The organism is Curtobacterium sp. 8I-2 (assembly GCF_902506155.1).
GTDB classification, from domain to species: domain Bacteria; phylum Actinomycetota; class Actinomycetes; order Actinomycetales; family Microbacteriaceae; genus Curtobacterium; species Curtobacterium poinsettiae.
Genome location: NZ_LR732826.1, coordinates 26,513 through 41,569, shown reverse-complemented (window position 1 = coordinate 41,569; position 15,057 = coordinate 26,513). Strand labels below are relative to the sequence as shown.

The window sequence follows — 15,057 nt, the reverse complement described above, 5'->3', positions numbered from 1 at the left end:
CGTCGGGTGCGGTCATCGCACCCGACGTCTTCTGCTCACTGAACGGGCTCGGTCGACGTCAGCCGGCGTCCGAGACCGCGCTCGACACCGCGGTCGGGGCGTCGTACTCGCCGTCCGGGATCGCGCGGAGCGCCTCGAGGACGTCGTCCGGAGCGCCCTCCTGCTCGGCGGTGGAGACCACGTCGTCCTTCGAGGCCGGGTAGTCGATGCCGCTCAGGTACTTCTGGACCTGGATGGGGTTCGGTGCTGCCATGTCGGTTCCTTCCGTCGGGTTACGACACCCGGGGTACCCGCGGTGCGCTGCACGACGACGCAAGGAACGCGCTCCGTGGACGAACCGCCGGTCAGAGTTCCCAGCTGCCCGAGCCGTCGTCGTCCCACATCGCCAGACGGCGGGCAGCCTGCGGCTCGTACCGATCCATCCAGCCGCGCTCGAACCGGGCGACGGCACGGTCGAACGCCGCCACGAGGTCGAGCTCGGCACGCAGCAGGGCCTGCAGCTGCAGCCCCTCGTACAGCGCGATGAGCTGCTCGGCGCCGCCGAACACACAACGCCGGGGCACCAGCACCCCGGTACGGGTGGCGGCACAAGGGGGGACAGACCCGGACGTCGAGCCGGTTCGCGGCCGTCCGTGCGACCATGCGGGCATGACCCCGAACGACCCCACAGCCCAGGGACTCGCCACCATGGCCTCCGCCGGGTTCGAGTTCGGCGGCGATCCCGACCAGGTGGCGCACGACGTCCGGGCCATGTGGGAGCAGCTCGGCCGGCCCGTCGGTGCCTTCGAGGCGGCGGCTCGGGCCATCGCGGTGCTCCCCCAGCGCCCCGAGGTACCGATCGCCGACCAGGCCCGGCGCCGCGCCTTCGAGCAGGCGATCGGCATCAACCCCGTCGAGGTCGAGCTGGCCGCCGCGATGTCCGCGCGCGAGCTCCTCGAGCGGATGGCACGCTCCGTCACCTGCTGACGCGACCAGACGCCGTCGACCCGACCACACGGACGACGGGAGGCGCGGTGCCCACCGGCACCGCGCGTCCCGTCAGGGTCCTGTCAGAACAGGCGCCCTACGGCGTCGGCATCCCACCGTCGACGTGCAGCGTCTCGCCCACGACGTACGACGACTCACCGCTCGCCAGGAACACGTGCGCCGGCGCGAGCTCTGCCGGCTGGCCCCAGCGACCCAGGTAGGTCTGCTCGCCCGCGCTCGGCAGCGCCTCGGGCGGCTGGCCGCCGGCCGGCTGCAGCGGCGTCCAGATCGGGCCGGGAGCGACCGCGTTCACGCGGATCCCCTTCGGCGCGAGCTGCGCGGCCAGGCCCTTGGCCATGTTGTTCACGGTCGCCTTCGTGGCCGCGTAGTGCACCAGGTGCGGCGACGGAGCGTACGCCTGGATCGACGTCGTGTTGATGATCGTGGAGCCGGGCTGCAGGTGCGGCACGGCTGCCTTCGTGATCCGGAACGTCGCGTAGGCGTTCGTCTTGAAGGTCTCGTCGAACTCCTCGTCGGAGATCTTGGTGATGTCGTCGACGTTCTGCTGCTTGCCGGCGTTGTTCACCAGGATGTCGAGGCCGCCGAGCTGCTCGACGGCGTCGGCCACGAGCTGCTCGCAGACCTGGAGCGAGGTGATGTCGCCCGGCAGCGCGACGGCCTTGCGGCCGGCTGCCTCGATCAGGCTGACGATGCGGTCGGCGTCCTCCTGCTCCTCGGGCAGGTACGAGATCGCGACGTCCGCACCCTCACGGGCGTAGGCGATGGCGACGGCGGCACCGATGCCGGAGTCGCCACCGGTGACGAGCGCCTTGCGGCCGGTCAGACGACCCGAGCCCCGGTAGGTGTCCTCACCGTGGTCGGCGGGGACGTTCTGCGCCATCTCCCCGTCGGTGCCGGCACCCTCGAGGTACTGCTCGTCGGGCTTCTTGTCGGCGTACATCTTCGTGGGGTCCTGCATCACGTACTGGTCAGGCCCGGTCTGGTCGTTCTGGTGGTCCGTCATGCCGCCGACGGTACGCAGGGGGTCGCTGCGGGCCGTCCAGGAGGCTGTCCCCCGGTGCGCGGAGCGGCCTGCGCCCGCCGTCCGCTCCGGTCCGGGGCCGCAGGTGCGTGATCCTCGTTTGTCACGGTCCGGTGACGGGCCGGCCCCGATTCGGTAACACCTGTCGTTCTGCCCCGACCGAGGTCGTACCGTCGAACGGTGACTCCTCGGACCCTGCTGGCGCTCGGCGCCGCCGTGCTGGCCTTCTCGGCCGGTGCGCTCGCGTTCGACGGCACCACCGGGCTCGGCGTCGACGTGGCCGTCGCTGCCGAGACCTCGCACGACGCCGCTCCGGTCCACGTGACGAACGCGGACCTCCGCCGTGTGGACTCGATCGAGCTCGACGCCGAGGCCCTGGTGCTCCGGGACGGCGACGACACCGTCGTCGAGTCCTCGATGCGCGACTCCGGCCTGACCGTGAGCGTGCTGAACCGGCTGCTCGGCACCCCGTCGCGCACGCAGACGGCCGAGGGCGACGGCGGGGCGTGCTTCCCCGCGGGCACCACGTACACCTGGGGCGGCGCCGTCCGCGTGGCAGCCCTGACGACCGACGCCGCGGCCGGCAACGCCGTCGAGATCCGGGTGTTGCGCGACGCGGTCCGCAGCACCTTCGGCAGGCAGATCGAACTGACCGGCCCGGACGGCGTCCGGGTGGGCGACGACATCGGGAACGAGATCGCCGACGCGCCCCGCTCCGAGCGCGTCTCCTTCGGATCGGACGACTCGCGTGCCTGGCAGCTCCTGCTCCGCGAAGGGTGGGCGGACCGGCACCACGACGACGGTGACGACCACGAGTCGGGCAAGCGCACCGACGATGCCGGGACCAACGGGGTCTCCGCGCTGACGAACGAGACGACCGTCACGGTGCTCGGCTCACCGATGCCCGTCCACGCGCAGCGCAGCTGCTGACAGCGAGCAGAGCGCAGCTGCTGAACCGGTTCAGACCCGCAGGGTCGTGATCACCGGGAAGTGGTCGCTGGCGAACCAGGTCTCGGGGCCGTCGTGGTCGATCACCACGCGGTCCACGGCGTTGACGCCCCGGGTGAGCACCCAGTCGATCCGCTCGGCCGAGTCGACCGGCGGCTGCCAGTCGTTGAACGTGGCGGTGCGGTCGGACGGGTCACCCGCAGCCAGCCAGGCGTCTTCGAACCCGGCTTCGGCGAACACCCGCGATGCCGTGCCGGTGCCCGCGGGTTCGTTGCAGTCCCCGGCGAACACGACCGGCCCGGTGGTGCCGGCCAACCGTTCGGCGATGAGCGCGGCGCTCCGGCCCCGGACCTCGTCACCGTGCGGCCCGGGCTCGTGGTCCAGGTGTGTGGTGAGCAGGGTGAACGCGGGACCCTCGGCGTCGAGGAACCGGGCGTGGTTCGCGATCCGCGGGTACAGGCTGCCCCAGGTGTTCGAGACGGGCTCGTCCGGGGTGTCCGACAGCCAGAACGACCCCTCGTCGGACGGGCGGAAGCGGTCGCGGCGGTAGAAGACGGCCGCGTGCTCGCCGGCGTCGCCGCCCTCGCGCCCCTGCCCGACGTCGGCGTGGTCCGGCAGACCGGCACGCAGGTCGTCCATCTGGTGGGCGAAGGCCTCTTGCACGCACAGCACGTCGGGGTCGTGTCGACGGATGACGTCGAGCACGACCGGTAGTCGGGCCGGCCAGTCGTGCGCGGGGTCCGGGTTCTTGATGTTGTAGGTCATCAGGACGATCGGGCGTGCGGCGCTGGTCACTCCACGAACCTACCGACCGGTCCCCCGGCGGGTTCCCATCAGTTGATGCAGGTGCCCTCGGTGCCGTAGTTGTGCACGTCGGTCGACTTGGGCGTCGGTTCCTTCGCGGGCTTCTTCGTCGGCTTCGAGCCCGAGCCGCCGGTCGCCGGCGTCGAGGCCCCGGCGCTCGGCTCGGTCGCGACCGGCTTCGCGGTCTTGCCGTCGGTGCCGAGCACCAGGGTGACACCGGTCACGCTGGCGGTGCGGACGGCGACGGCGCCGGGGACCGCGGACACGACGGCCTTCGCCTGCGCCTCCTGGCCGGCGGGGTACTGCACCTGCGTCGTCTTCGTCGTCGCGGACGAGCCGGCCGGCGGGACCTGGAAACCGCGGGCGGTCAGGACCTGGCCGGCCGCGGTCGCAGCACCCTCGACCCCGCTGCCGTTCAGCACGGTGACCGAGGTGTTCGCGGGCTGCGCGCGGCGGGCCTTCGTGTACGCCTCGGGCTGCCCCACCAGGCCCTGCACGAACGCGGGCAGTCCGACGGTGTCGACCTCGACGATGGACAGCGGCGAGCCGTTCACGTAGATGGTCGGGGTGCCGAGGGTCGGGATCGTGGCCGACTGGATGTTGCCGGGCCGCAGGTTGCGCATCTGCGAGGCGAGGTCGATCAGGTCGGTGTCGGTCTGGATCGATCCACCGACGGCCTTGAGGATGTTGCCCATCTTCACGGGGTTGAGCAGCGTGCCGGCCGACGTGACCTTCCGTGCCTCCTGCGACAGGAAGTACTGCTGGCGCACGTTGCGGTCCAGGTCGCCGTTCGGCAGGCCGTGGCGCTGGCGCACGAAGGACAGCGCCTCCTTCGCGTTCAGCGAGGACTTGCCCGCGGGCAGGTTGACGCCGGAGTAGGGGTCGTTCGTCGCCTGGTTCAGGCAGACCTCGACCGGTCCGAGCTCCTTGACCACCTGGTAGAAGCCGAGCAGCGAGACGCGGACGTAGTGGTCGATCTGCAGGCCGCTCAGGTTCTCGATGGTCTTGATGAGCATCTTCGCACCGCCGGTGTCCCCACCGCCGTTGAGCGTGCCGTAGTAGAAGGCGCTGTTGAGCTTGCCCTTGCCGACGTCGGGGATGTCGACGTACGAGTCACGGGGGAACGAGATCATCGTCGCCTGGCTGCCGTCGGCGCTGATGTGCAGCACGATCATCGTGTCGGTGTTCGTCGCACCGCCGTCGTCCTGGGTGCTGAGTTCGGCGAGCTGCTCCGGGGTGGCGTTGTCCGGACGGTGATCGTCGCCGACGAGCAGGATGTTCTGCGCCTTGCCGTCGACGTCGTCCTTCGTGTCCTTCTTGCCGGTGATCGCGTTGACGATCGTGACGCCGTCGGACAGCTGGTTGTACGCGTAGCCCGCGTACCCGACGCCCAGCAGGAGGGCCATCGTGAGCACCCCCGCGACGGCCGGGAACACCACGCCCGCCCGACGCTTCTGGCGCCCGTGGCGCGGCGTCGCGGCACCGCGGCGCGCGGGCTCGGTCGTCTGCTCGGGTTCGTTGCTCACCGGGAAACCATAACCGGCGAGTGGACGGACGACATGGGATGCGCCTGGAAGGTCACCCCGTAGTGGCCGTCACCACCTGAGTGACGGAACGGTGTCCGCGGTGCTGCCACGGGCCTCCTGTCCGTCACCGGTCGCGCTCGTGACGCTAGTCGCGCGACGGGAGCAGGTGGATCGCCTCCATGGCGAGCTCGGCGGCGATCGGGTCCTTCGCGACGACGGCGTCCTTGAGCTTCGTCAGCTCGGGCAGGATCACGTCGGCCGGCAGGAGCTCGGCGAGCTCCGGCACGCGGAGCTTGAAGGAGAGCCCGTCCGTGGTCGACGCGCAGAGCTGCACGAGCGACGGGTTGCCGCACGCGTCGGCCCACATCGCGTAGATGCCGGCACCGTCGCGCGCGACCTTGTCCTGCTCGTCGGCGCTCACCCGCGCGTGCACGTCGTCGAGCATCTTCACGATCTTCTTGCGCTGCGCGTCCGTGAACCGGGGCACCGCGAGCCGCACGACGCCGCCGTAGATCACACCGAGGGTGCGGTACGCGTCGAGGAGTTCTTCCTTCGTCGGTGCCGCGACCCGGGTGTAGCGGTTCGGCGCCATCTCGATGAGGCCGGCACGGGCGAGTTCGGCGAGGGCTTCGCGGATCGGCGTGCGGGACACCCCGAGCCACGCGATGAGGTCGTCGTCGTTGAGCCGTTCCCCGGGTTCGAGCGTGCCGTCCATGATGGCGTCGCGGATCTTGTCCTGCACCGTGTCACGGAGGAGCTTGCGCTCTGCGGCGGGCTGCGTCGAGGGAACTGGCATGGGCCTAGCGTGTCACATGTCAGGGCGCGTGCGCGAGAGGCGCGAGGGCCACCAGGCCCGGTGCCCGAGGTCGTACGCCAGTGCCGGCACGAGCAGCGACCGGACCACGATCGTGTCGAGCAGCACGCCGAACGCGACGACGAACGCGATCTGCACGAGGAACAGGATCGGGATGACGCCGAGGGCCGCGAACGTGGCGGCCAGCACGACGCCGGCGGACGTGATCACCCCGCCGGTCACCCCCAGGCCGCGCAGGACGCCCTCGCGCGGACCGTGGCGCAGTGCTTCTTCGCGCACCCGGGTCATGAGGAAGATGTTGTAGTCGACGCCCAGGGCCACCAGGAACACGAACGAGTACAGCGGCACGCTCGGGTCGGCGCCCGGGAAGTGGAACACGTGGTCGAAGACGAGGGCACCGACACCGAGGGCCGCCGCGAACGAGACGATCACGCTGCCGATCAGGACGAGCGGTGCGACGACGCTGCGGAGCAGGAGCATCAGGATCAGCAGGATCACGACGAGCACCACGGGGATGATGAGCGTGCGGTCGCGGATGCCGGTGTCGTTCGTGTCGACCGCCGTCGCGGTGACGCCACCGACGATCGCGCCCGGGTCGACCCGTTCGACGGCGGTGCGGAGGTCGCGGACGGTCTGCTCGGCGGCGTCGGAGTCTGCGGCGTCCGACAGGGTCGCCTCGAGCAGGACGTCGCCGCGGGAGACGGTCGGCGCGGCGCTGCCTGCGGTGTCCCCGGTCACCGGGACGGTGCCGGCGGGGCTGTCCTTCGCCGCGGCCACGACACCGTCGACCCCGTCGACCGCCGTGATCGCGTCGACGAGCTGGTCGAGGTCCCGCTCGGCGCCGATCACCTGCGCGGGGCTGCCGGAGCCGCCGGGGAAGTGGTCGGCCAGCACGTCCTGCCCGTCGCGTGCCTGGGACGACCCGATGATCAGGTCGCTCTGCGGCACACCGTCGGCCTTGAGCCCGAACAGGCCGGCGCCCATCGCGAGCAGTCCGACCGTGCAGACGATCCACACCACCCGCGAACGACGGGCGACGAGCCGGCCGACGCGTGCCCAGACACCACGGGCGTCGGGGCCGGTGAGCACGGGGTGGGCGCTGCCGTGCACGGGACGGAGGGGCCAGAACGCCGCACGGCGGAACGCGAGCAGCAGCGCGGGCAGGAGTGTCAGGGCGGCGAGCAGGCTGAACGCGATGCCGATGGCGGCGACGGGGCCGAGCGCCTTGTTCGAGTTGAGGTCGGACAGCAGCAGGCAGAGCACCCCGACGATCACCGTGCCGCCCGAGGCCAGGATCGGCTCGAGGCTCCCGCGCAGCGCGGCCTTCGTCGCGTCCCAGCCGGTGCGGTGGTCACGCAGGGCCTCACGGAAGCGCGCGGTGTACAGGAGCGCGTAGTCGGTCGCGGCACCGATCACCAGGATCGACAGGATCCCCTGCACCTGCCCGTTGACCGTCACGATGTCGGCCTTGGCGAGCCACCAGACCACGAGGATCGAGGCACAGAGGGCGAACGTGGCGGTCCCGAGCACCAGGACCGGGAGCAGGGGGGATCGGTAGACGATGATCAGGATCACGAAGACCGCGGCGAGCGCCACCCCGAGCAGCAGCCCGTCGATGCCGGCGAAGGCCTCGGTCAGGTCGGCGGTGAACCCGGCCGGACCGGTGACGTACCCGCGCACACCGGACGGCAGGGCATCGCCCACGTCGGCCCGGACGGCCTCGACCGCGGCGCCGGTCTCGGCGTCCTGGGTGAGCGTCGCGACGATCTCGACCGCATCGCCGTCCTTGCTCGGGATCACCGGGCTGACGGCCTCGACGTCCGCGCGGTCGGACAGCGTCGTGGTGAGCGCCTTCGCGTCGGCGAGGTCGGTCGAGGTCAGTCCCCCGTCACGCTCGAGGACGATGATCGCGGGTGCCCCGGACTCGTCGCGGAACTCCGAGGACCGCTCCTGCACCTTCGTGGCGTCGGCAGAGGCGGGCAGGAACGAGGTCTGGTCGTTGGTGGAGACCTCGGAGATCTTGCCGAAGAACGGACCGCCGACCGAGGCGATGCCGAGCCAGACCACGATGACGAGCGCGGGGAGGACGATGCGGAGGAAGCGGGACACGTCGGCGAGCGTACACCGATCGTCAGCATGCTGATTACTTGACGATCGCGCGCACCGCCCACCGTAGAATCACGACATGGAGGACACGACCGAGCAGTGGCCCCTCGGACGACTGCTGTCCGCGGCCGCACGCTCCGTCGAGCGGGACTGGGACGAACGACTCCGGGCCATCGGGCTCTCGCACGCCGCCGTCGTCGCGATCGACATCCTCATCCGGACCGGCCCGACCGGCGCCGACACCATCGCCCGCACGGCCCGGGTCCAGCCGCAGACGATGTCCCGCACCCTCGAGCGGATGGAGCGCGACGGCCTGGTCGAGCGCACACCGCACGCCGCGGACCGTCGCCGCCGCGTGGTCAGCGTGACGCCGGCCGGACGGTCGGCCTGGGAGACCGCGCGGCACATCGAGCGCGAGGTCCTGCCCGAGGACGCCGCCCTGCGGGTCGCGCTTCGCGAGGTCCTGGCGAAACCACAGCAGGACTGAAACGCTGTACTTGAAATACCACATGCGATAAGATCCTCGGGTCGGTTGCTCGCCGACCCGAACCCGCAGGAGTCCCCCGCATGTCCGAACGTCGCGCAGCCCGGGCGGCCGCTGACCACGCCCACCGCACCGCCATCCGCAGCACGCGCCGGCGACGGCCCTTCCTGGTCGCCCTGGTGGCGACGCTCGGCTCACTCGTCGGCATCGCCGTCGTGGTCGCCGTCGTCGCGAGTGTCTTCGTCGGCGGGCTCGCGCGGAGCTTCGACGCCGGTCGTGACACCATCGCCGACCCGTTCCCCGACGGAGCGCGGCCCAGCGCCACGGGCGGCGAGAACATCCTGCTCATCGGGTCCGACGCCCGCGCACAGGGCGGCCCCGAGGGTGCACAGCCCGAACTCGGCGGGCGGTCGGACACGCTGATGCTCGCGCACGTCCCCGCCGATCGACAGCACGTGTACCTCATGTCGATCATGCGTGACTCGTGGGTCGAGGTCCCCGGACACGGGCGGGCGAAGATCAACGCCGCGTACTCCTGGGGCGGGGTCGCCCTCACCACCCAGACCGTCGAACAGCTCCTGGACGTCCGGATCGACCACGTTGCCGAGATCGACTTCGCCGGGTTCGAGGACATGACCGATGCCCTCGGCGGTGTCACGGTCGACTCACCCGTGGCGTTCTCGGCGCGGGGCCACGACTTCACCACCGGGGCGAACCGGCTCGACGGGGCCGCCGCGCTCGCCTTCGTCCGGGAGCGTTACGCCTTCGCCGACGCCGACCACACCCGCGTCCGCAACCAGCAGGCGTTCATGCGCGGCGTCGTGGACGGGCTGCTGTCCCGCGACACCGTCACGAACCCCGGGCGCATCCAGGACTTCGTCACCGCGACGAGCGAGCACCTGTCGGTCGACGCGGGCCTGTCGTTCTCACGACTGGTCGGACTGGGCTGGTCGCTCCGAGGTGTCGGGGCAGACGACCTGGTGACCTTCACGGTGCCGACCGCGGGCTCCGGCACCTCGCCGGACGGGCAGTCGATCGTCAGGCTGAACGGGCTCGAGGTCTCCTCGCTGTCCCAGGCGCTCCGCTCCGACGACGTCGCCGGCTGGCTCACCGACAACCCGCAGTAGCCCCCGCCTCGCGCACGACGACGCCCCACGACTCGAGGTCGTGGGGCGTCGTCGTGTTCGGTCTGCGGAGAGATCAGGCGGGGAGCTGGAGCTCCTGGCCGGAGTAGATCAGGTTCGCGTCGTCGATGGTCGACGTGTTCGCGGCCCAGAGCTGCTTCCAGCCGCCCTCGATCTTGAGCTTCGTCGCGATCGTGTCGAGCGTGTCACCCGAGGCGATCGTGTACGTCTTGCCGCTCGTCTTGACCGGGGCCGGCTTGCTCGGCGTGGTCGCTGCCGGGGCCGGCGTCGACTCGGTGGTGCTCGGCGCGGCCTGCTGCGGGGCAGCCTGCTCGGCGGGGGCCGGAGCCGGAGCCGCCGGCTGCGGGGCGGCCTGCTCGGCCGGAGCCGGAGCCGGCGCGGGCGCCGGCGCGGCCGCTGCGGGAGCCGCACCGCTGGTGCCGCTCAGTCCGAGCTGGGCGGAGCATGCGGGCCAGGCACCCCAGCCCTGCGAGGCGAGGACGCGCTCGGCGACGGCGATCTGGGCCTCGCGGCTGGCGGAGGCGGGGTTGCCAGCGCCACCGTTCGCCTGCCAGGTGCCGAGGTTGAACTGCAGGCCGCCGTAGTAGCCGTTGCCGGTGTTGATGGCCCAGTTGCCGCCGGACTCGCACTGCGCGAGCTGGTCCCAGGTCGAACCGGACGCTGCGTTCGCGGGGGTTGCCGCGAGGCCGACACCGGTCGCGGCGATGCCGGCGAACGCCAGGCCGCCGACGATGGTGCGGGTACGGGAAAGCTTCTTCATGTGATTGCTCCACCGGGGTCACGAGCCGCATCTGCTGCGGGATCCACTGCCCACCCCGACCGATCGCGGTCAGTTGTGGGGTGCGCCACCGGGGGCAGTGGTCATCGGGCCGGCGGCACCTCGGTCGGCAACCATAGGAAACTCTTCACCGTTATCAAACTGAGACAAACGGTTCTACCCGTTCATGCTATGTACCCCTGGCGGAAACCTGTACGCCTCGATTCCCATGGCCATGGTCATCGACCCGTACCCGGGTACGTCACCTTGGCAATTCCCTGGCAATGACGACCGGGAGGCCCGGATCACGCCCGCGACAGGAGCGTGACGGCCTCGAGATGGCCGGTCTGCGGGAACATGTCGAGCACCCGGGCCCGTCGGAGCCGGAACGACGGCATGCGGGCCAGGTCCTTCGCCAGGGTCACCGGGTTGCAGCTCGAGTAGACGACGTGCTGCACGTCCGACTCCTCGAGCCAGGTCGACAACCGCTCGCCGATCCCGCGACGCGGCGGGTTCACCACGACGAGTTCGGGCACCGCATCCGGACGGGTCCGGAGGGCGTGCTCCGTGGCGTCGTCGGCGGCGAACCGGACGCCCTCGAGCCCGGCCTCACGCGCCGACTGCTTCGCCGAGCGGATCGCCTCGGCGCTCGACTCGATGCCGGTCACCGCGCGGCCGGGACGAGCGGCGTGCAGCGCGAACCCGCCGACGCCGCAGTACAGGTCCCACATCGACGCGGGATCGAGTTCGTCGATCCAGGTCGAGGCCTGCGCGTACAGCTCGGTCGCGACGCCGGTGTTCGTCTGGAAGAAGCTCTGCGGCCGCAGGTGCATCGTGATCCCGCCGAGGCGCATCGGCAGGGTCTCCTGCTCGGTGAGCACGACCTCGCGGTCGCCCTCGGTGACGGCCTTGTGCTCGGGCAGCAGGTTGGCGGTCACGACGACCGCGTTCGGCAGCGCGGCGCGCAGGGTGTCGAGGTGCTGTCGGAGTCGCGGCAGCTGCCCCTCCGAACGCAGCACGAACCGGATCATCAGCTCGCCGTCGGGCGACTCGGTGACCAGGACGTACTTCAGCTCACCGCGGCGTGCGGCGACGTCGTACGGGATCAGCCCCGCGGTGGTGACGAACCCGGCCAGGACGGGCAGCGCGTGCCGGATGCCGGGGGTGCAGATCCCGCAGTGCCGCAGGTCGACCCCGCGCTGCCGGTGGTCGAGGATGCCGACGGTCGGGTGCTCGACGGACCCGCCGACGACCATCTTCGCCTTGTTCCGGTACCCCGACTCCGGGCTCGTGATCGCCGGTGACCAGGAGACCGCACCGGGACCCCCGGCGGCCTCGACGGCGTCGTGCAGGAGCTCGCGCGTCCGGAGTTCCTTGTCGAGGACCTGGTCGGCGTAGGGCTGGCCCATGAGCGTGCACGACCGGCACACCCCGCGGTCGAAGTAGTCGCACTGCATGGCCGAGTCAGGATACGGCAGCGTCCCGCGTCGTCGTGGCGATCCGGTACACCGAGGTCGTCGCCGTCAGGAAGAGCGTCGTGCCGTCGTCGCCACCGAAGCACAGGTTCGACGTGACCTCGGGGACGGCGACCTCGCCGATGCGTGCCCCGGCCGGGTCGAACACGACGACGCCGCGGTGGGACGACGACCAGACGTTGCCGTGCACGTCGACCCGGATGCCGTCCGGCGCGCCTTCGCCCGGCTCGAGCCGCGCGAACACCCGACCGTTCTTCAGCAGGTCGCCCCGGCGGTCGTACGCGCGGATGACCGGCTCGTCGCCCGACGAGCTCGCGATGTACAGCACCCGCTCGTCCGGGTCGAACGCCAGGCCGTTCGGCTCGTCGAGGTCGGTCGCCACGGGCCGCAGGTCCTCGCCCGCCGGTCCGCACCGGAACACCCAGTGGTCGCCGTACTCGCGGACGCCGGGGTGTCCCTCGCGCGGCTGGGTGATGCCGTAGGCGGGGTCGGTGAACCAGACACCGCCGTCCCGCGCGACGACGACGTCGTTCGGGGAGTTGAACCGGGCGCCGTTCCACGTGTCGACGATCGGTGTGACGACCCCGTCGCGGTCACGCTCCACCCGGCGCAGGCCGTGCGAGCACTGCACGACGCTGCCGTCGCGGTCGAGCGTGCGGCCGTTGGTGAACTCGACACCGTCGGCGTACACCGAGGTCTCCCCGGAGTCGGCGTGCCACTGCAGGATCCGGTCGCCGGGGATGTCGGACCACCGCAGCGTCCGCGTGGTCGGGATCCAGCAGGGGCCCTCGGCCCAGGTGCTGCCGGTGGCGATGCGGTCGAGCGCGTCGGGGTCCGGCACGAGGTCGTCGAGCAGCACGGGTTCTCCTTCGAACGGGGTGCCCACACTACTTTCCTCAGGCTGCGGCGGCGGCCTCACTGCGTCGTCGAACGGCCTTCTCGATCGCGGAGATCGCGAAGCCGAGCAGGATCGACGCCACGACGGCGACGGTCGTGACGAGGAAGGGCTGCTCGCGGCTCCAGCGCCCGGTGGCCGCGGCGATGCCGACGCAGTACGCGGCCCACACGACGTCGGCGAGCACGCAGCTGACCAGGAAGCGCCGGAGATCGAGCCCGCTGTCCGCGCCGACCAGGTTCGTCGTCAACCGGCCCATCGGGATGAAGCGTCCGAGCACCGCGATGCGACCGGGAGCGGCGCGGTAGCGGCCGTCGATGGCGTCGCGGGCCGCGCGGACCTTCGGACGCGCGAACCAGGACCGCGAACCGAGGTCGACGGAGCGAGCCAGGTGGTACAGCCCGAGGTCGCCGAGGACCATGCCGATCGACGCCGCGACGACGAGGAAGAGCACCGGCACGAGCCCACCATCGCCACCGACCAGGAGCGTGCCGATCGCGACGACGAGTGCCTGGCTGGGGAGGAAGACCGCCACGCTGCCGACGGCGAGCACCAGGCCGACCACGAGGAAGGCCCACGGGGTGCCGACGAGCTGGACGACCAGGTCCTGTGCTGCGTCCACGACTCACCCTCCACGGGCACCGGAGGGAGCGCACCGGCCTCCATCTTCGCAGGTCGGCGGCGCGCCGCTCACGTCCGGTCGACGATCGCCCGCATCGCCGCGGCCGCGTCGTCCGGCCGTCCGTCCACCACGGCACCGGCGAGCGCGAGGTGGAGGCCGACGTCGTGCCGGTCCGGACGGATGCTCCCGCGTTCCAGCAGGACCTGGCCCACGACCCGGTGCAGGCGTCGGTACAGCGTGTTGCCGGACAGGTCGAGCACGAGCGCGTGGAGCCGCACGTCCGCGGTCACGAAGTCGGGGCGGTCGTCGCGGGTCGCGGCGGCCGCGAGCTCGTCCGCGGTGGTGCGGAGCGCCTGCCGTCGGTCCGCACAGGCGTCGAGCGCCGCTCGCCGGGCTGCTGCGGCGGCCGCGGCGGGTTCGACCGCCGCGCGCAGCTCGCGGAGTTCGACCGCGACCCGGTCGCCGTCCGGGCCCCGCAGGCGCCACCGCACCACGCGCGGGTCCAGGACGTCCCACCGATCCGCATCGAGGACGGTGACGCCGACCCGGCGCCTGGCGGTGAGCAGGCCGAGGGCGACGAGGACACGCACCGCCTCGCGGACGATGCTGCGACTGGCACCCGTCCAGGCCACCAGGTCGTCGACGCTCCGGCGGCTCCCCGCGGCCAGGGTGCCGGAGACCACGGCGTCACCGACCTGGTCGAGGACCCGATCGAAGGTGCTCGTCACCGCTGGGAGACCGGCGACAGCACGAGCTCGTCCACGCGGACGTGAGCCGGCGCCCCGAGCACGAAGGCGACGGTCCGCCCCACGTCCTCCGGCTGGAGCATGCGCTGGCGGGCGGCCGCGTCGGGGACCTCCGGCCGCTGATCCAGGAAGTCCGTCGCGACGTCGCCCGGGCACAGGTGTGTGGCACGCACGCCGTGCTCGGCCTCCTGCTGGTTCAGGCTCCGGACGACCGATCCGAGCGCGGTCTTGCTCGCCGAGTACGCCACGCCGGCCCCGGGCTGGAAGGACCACCCGGCGTACGAGGACACGACGACCACGACACCGCCGGACGAGCGGAGTGCCGGCAGTGCGGCGTCCACGACGGTGACGGCCGCGGTGAGGTTCGTGTCCACGATCGCCCGGAAGTCGGTCAGCGACTGGTCGTCCCACCGGCGTCGCGGGGCGTTGAGCCCGGCCGCCAGCAGGAGTCCGTCGAGCCGGCCGTGCCGCTCGAGCACGACGTCACGTGCGGCGGCCACGGCTGCGGGGTCGTTCGCGTCGAGGGGCAGGACGTCCGCGGTCCCGCCGGTTGCCCGGATGGCGCCTGCGACCTGCTCGAGTCGGTCCGCGCGACGCCCGCTCAGCACCACGGTCCAGCCGTCCCGTGCCGCCGCCTCGGCACCCGCGGCCCCCATGCCGCTGCCCCCACCCGTGACCCAGAGCACACGCTGATCCGTCATGCTCGAATAGTATGCCTATTCAAGGC

General features: G+C 71.7%; 17 protein-coding genes. 4 read left to right on the top strand and 13 right to left on the bottom strand.

The genetic code is table 11. The features are described 5' to 3' along the window. Positions 1–58: 58 nt before the first annotated feature. A complete protein-coding gene (locus tag BOSE127_RS00225) occupies positions 59–253 on the bottom strand; it encodes a DUF2795 domain-containing protein (RefSeq protein ID WP_027467172.1) in 195 nt (64 codons plus the stop codon). A gap of 91 nt (positions 254–344) precedes the next feature. Next, positions 345–563, bottom strand: coding sequence for a hypothetical protein (locus BOSE127_RS00220; protein ID WP_159555939.1), 219 nt, complete (start codon positions 561–563; stop codon positions 345–347). An 85-nt stretch (positions 564–648) separates the two neighbouring features. Between BOSE127_RS00220 and BOSE127_RS00215 the strand changes: the two genes are divergently transcribed. Then, on the top strand, positions 649–966 hold the full coding sequence (locus BOSE127_RS00215) for a hypothetical protein (protein ID WP_017887536.1): 318 nt from the start codon (positions 649–651) through the stop codon (positions 964–966). A 97-nt stretch (positions 967–1,063) separates the two neighbouring features. On the opposite strand, the gene BOSE127_RS00210 is transcribed toward BOSE127_RS00215, so the two are convergent. Next, positions 1,064–1,990: an SDR family oxidoreductase gene (locus tag BOSE127_RS00210; RefSeq protein ID WP_159555938.1), complete on the bottom strand. Its 927-nt coding sequence runs from the start codon at positions 1,988–1,990 to the stop codon at positions 1,064–1,066. Positions 1,991–2,188: 198 nt separating this feature from the next. On the opposite strand from BOSE127_RS00210, the gene BOSE127_RS00205 reads away from it, so the two are divergent. After that, entirely contained in the window at positions 2,189–2,938 is a 750-nt protein-coding gene (locus BOSE127_RS00205; protein WP_017887538.1) for a hypothetical protein, read from the top strand. A gap of 30 nt (positions 2,939–2,968) precedes the next feature. On the opposite strand, the gene BOSE127_RS00200 is transcribed toward BOSE127_RS00205, so the two are convergent. From BOSE127_RS00200 to BOSE127_RS00185, 4 genes are all read right to left on the bottom strand, one after another. After that, positions 2,969–3,751, bottom strand: a complete 783-nt coding sequence (locus BOSE127_RS00200; protein ID WP_017887539.1) for an endonuclease/exonuclease/phosphatase family protein — start codon at positions 3,749–3,751, stop codon at positions 2,969–2,971. 38 nt (positions 3,752–3,789) lie between these two features. Beyond that, positions 3,790–5,286 carry an LCP family protein gene (locus BOSE127_RS00195; protein ID WP_017887540.1) on the bottom strand — a complete coding sequence of 499 codons (1,497 nt, stop codon included), beginning with the start codon at positions 5,284–5,286 and terminating at the stop codon, positions 3,790–3,792. 145 nt (positions 5,287–5,431) lie between these two features. Then, positions 5,432–6,082 (bottom strand): GntR family transcriptional regulator, encoded by a 651-nt coding sequence (locus tag BOSE127_RS00190; protein WP_017887541.1) that lies wholly within the window; start codon positions 6,080–6,082, stop codon positions 5,432–5,434. Positions 6,083–6,094: 12 nt separating this feature from the next. Beyond that, the gene (locus BOSE127_RS00185) at positions 6,095–8,209 is read right to left on the bottom strand and encodes an MMPL family transporter (protein WP_159555937.1); all 2,115 of its coding nucleotides are present in this window, start codon (positions 8,207–8,209) and stop codon (positions 6,095–6,097) included. A gap of 76 nt (positions 8,210–8,285) precedes the next feature. Here BOSE127_RS00185 and BOSE127_RS00180 point away from each other — a divergent pair, with 76 nt between their 5' ends. Further along, the gene (locus BOSE127_RS00180; protein ID WP_159555936.1) at positions 8,286–8,693 is read left to right on the top strand and encodes a MarR family winged helix-turn-helix transcriptional regulator; all 408 of its coding nucleotides are present in this window, start codon (positions 8,286–8,288) and stop codon (positions 8,691–8,693) included. Between the two features lie 80 nt (positions 8,694–8,773). Continuing rightward, positions 8,774–9,817, top strand: a complete 1,044-nt coding sequence (locus BOSE127_RS00175; RefSeq protein ID WP_052481906.1) for an LCP family protein — start codon at positions 8,774–8,776, stop codon at positions 9,815–9,817. A gap of 73 nt (positions 9,818–9,890) precedes the next feature. Here the strand turns inward: BOSE127_RS00175 and BOSE127_RS00170 are convergent, their stop codons facing one another. The 6 genes from BOSE127_RS00170 to BOSE127_RS00145 all read right to left on the bottom strand — a co-directional run bounded on the left by BOSE127_RS00170 (position 9,891) and on the right by BOSE127_RS00145 (position 15,031). Continuing rightward, entirely contained in the window at positions 9,891–10,595 is a 705-nt protein-coding gene (locus tag BOSE127_RS00170; RefSeq protein ID WP_017887545.1) for a LysM peptidoglycan-binding domain-containing protein, read from the bottom strand. A 302-nt stretch (positions 10,596–10,897) separates the two neighbouring features. Beyond that, positions 10,898–12,049 carry a 23S rRNA (uracil(747)-C(5))-methyltransferase RlmC gene (gene rlmC, locus BOSE127_RS00165; protein WP_017887546.1) on the bottom strand — a complete coding sequence of 384 codons (1,152 nt, stop codon included), beginning with the start codon at positions 12,047–12,049 and terminating at the stop codon, positions 10,898–10,900. Between the two features lie 7 nt (positions 12,050–12,056). Then, positions 12,057–12,953: an SMP-30/gluconolactonase/LRE family protein gene (locus BOSE127_RS00160; protein ID WP_159555935.1), complete on the bottom strand. Its 897-nt coding sequence runs from the start codon at positions 12,951–12,953 to the stop codon at positions 12,057–12,059. Positions 12,954–12,963: 10 nt separating this feature from the next. Next, a complete protein-coding gene (locus BOSE127_RS00155; RefSeq protein WP_042539863.1) occupies positions 12,964–13,584 on the bottom strand; it encodes a DedA family protein in 621 nt (206 codons plus the stop codon). A gap of 68 nt (positions 13,585–13,652) precedes the next feature. Then, a complete protein-coding gene (locus BOSE127_RS00150) occupies positions 13,653–14,312 on the bottom strand; it encodes a FadR/GntR family transcriptional regulator (RefSeq protein ID WP_159555934.1) in 660 nt (219 codons plus the stop codon). Beyond that, entirely contained in the window at positions 14,309–15,031 is a 723-nt protein-coding gene (locus BOSE127_RS00145) for an SDR family oxidoreductase (RefSeq protein ID WP_071251761.1), read from the bottom strand. The genes BOSE127_RS00150 and BOSE127_RS00145 overlap by 4 nt, the downstream gene beginning before the upstream one ends. Between the last annotated feature and the right edge of the window lie 26 nt (positions 15,032–15,057).

What these genes read in the sequence shown, in the direction of transcription:
- BOSE127_RS00225 (WP_027467172.1), bottom strand. Translation starts at nt 253, where the DNA reads ATGGCAGCACCGAACCCCATCCAGGTCCAGAAGTACCTGAGCGGCATC.
- BOSE127_RS00215 (WP_017887536.1), top strand. Translation starts at nt 649, where the DNA reads ATGACCCCGAACGACCCCACAGCCCAGGGACTCGCCACCATGGCCTCC.
- BOSE127_RS00210 (WP_159555938.1), bottom strand. Translation starts at nt 1,990, where the DNA reads ATGACGGACCACCAGAACGACCAGACCGGGCCTGACCAGTACGTGATG.
- BOSE127_RS00190 (WP_017887541.1), bottom strand. Translation starts at nt 6,082, where the DNA reads ATGCCAGTTCCCTCGACGCAGCCCGCCGCAGAGCGCAAGCTCCTCCGT.
- BOSE127_RS00180 (WP_159555936.1), top strand. Translation starts at nt 8,286, where the DNA reads ATGGAGGACACGACCGAGCAGTGGCCCCTCGGACGACTGCTGTCCGCG.
- BOSE127_RS00175 (WP_052481906.1), top strand. Translation starts at nt 8,774, where the DNA reads ATGTCCGAACGTCGCGCAGCCCGGGCGGCCGCTGACCACGCCCACCGC.
- BOSE127_RS00170 (WP_017887545.1), bottom strand. Translation starts at nt 10,595, where the DNA reads ATGAAGAAGCTTTCCCGTACCCGCACCATCGTCGGCGGCCTGGCGTTC.
- rlmC (WP_017887546.1), bottom strand. Translation starts at nt 12,049, where the DNA reads ATGCAGTGCGACTACTTCGACCGCGGGGTGTGCCGGTCGTGCACGCTC.
- BOSE127_RS00145 (WP_071251761.1), bottom strand. Translation starts at nt 15,031, where the DNA reads ATGACGGATCAGCGTGTGCTCTGGGTCACGGGTGGGGGCAGCGGCATG.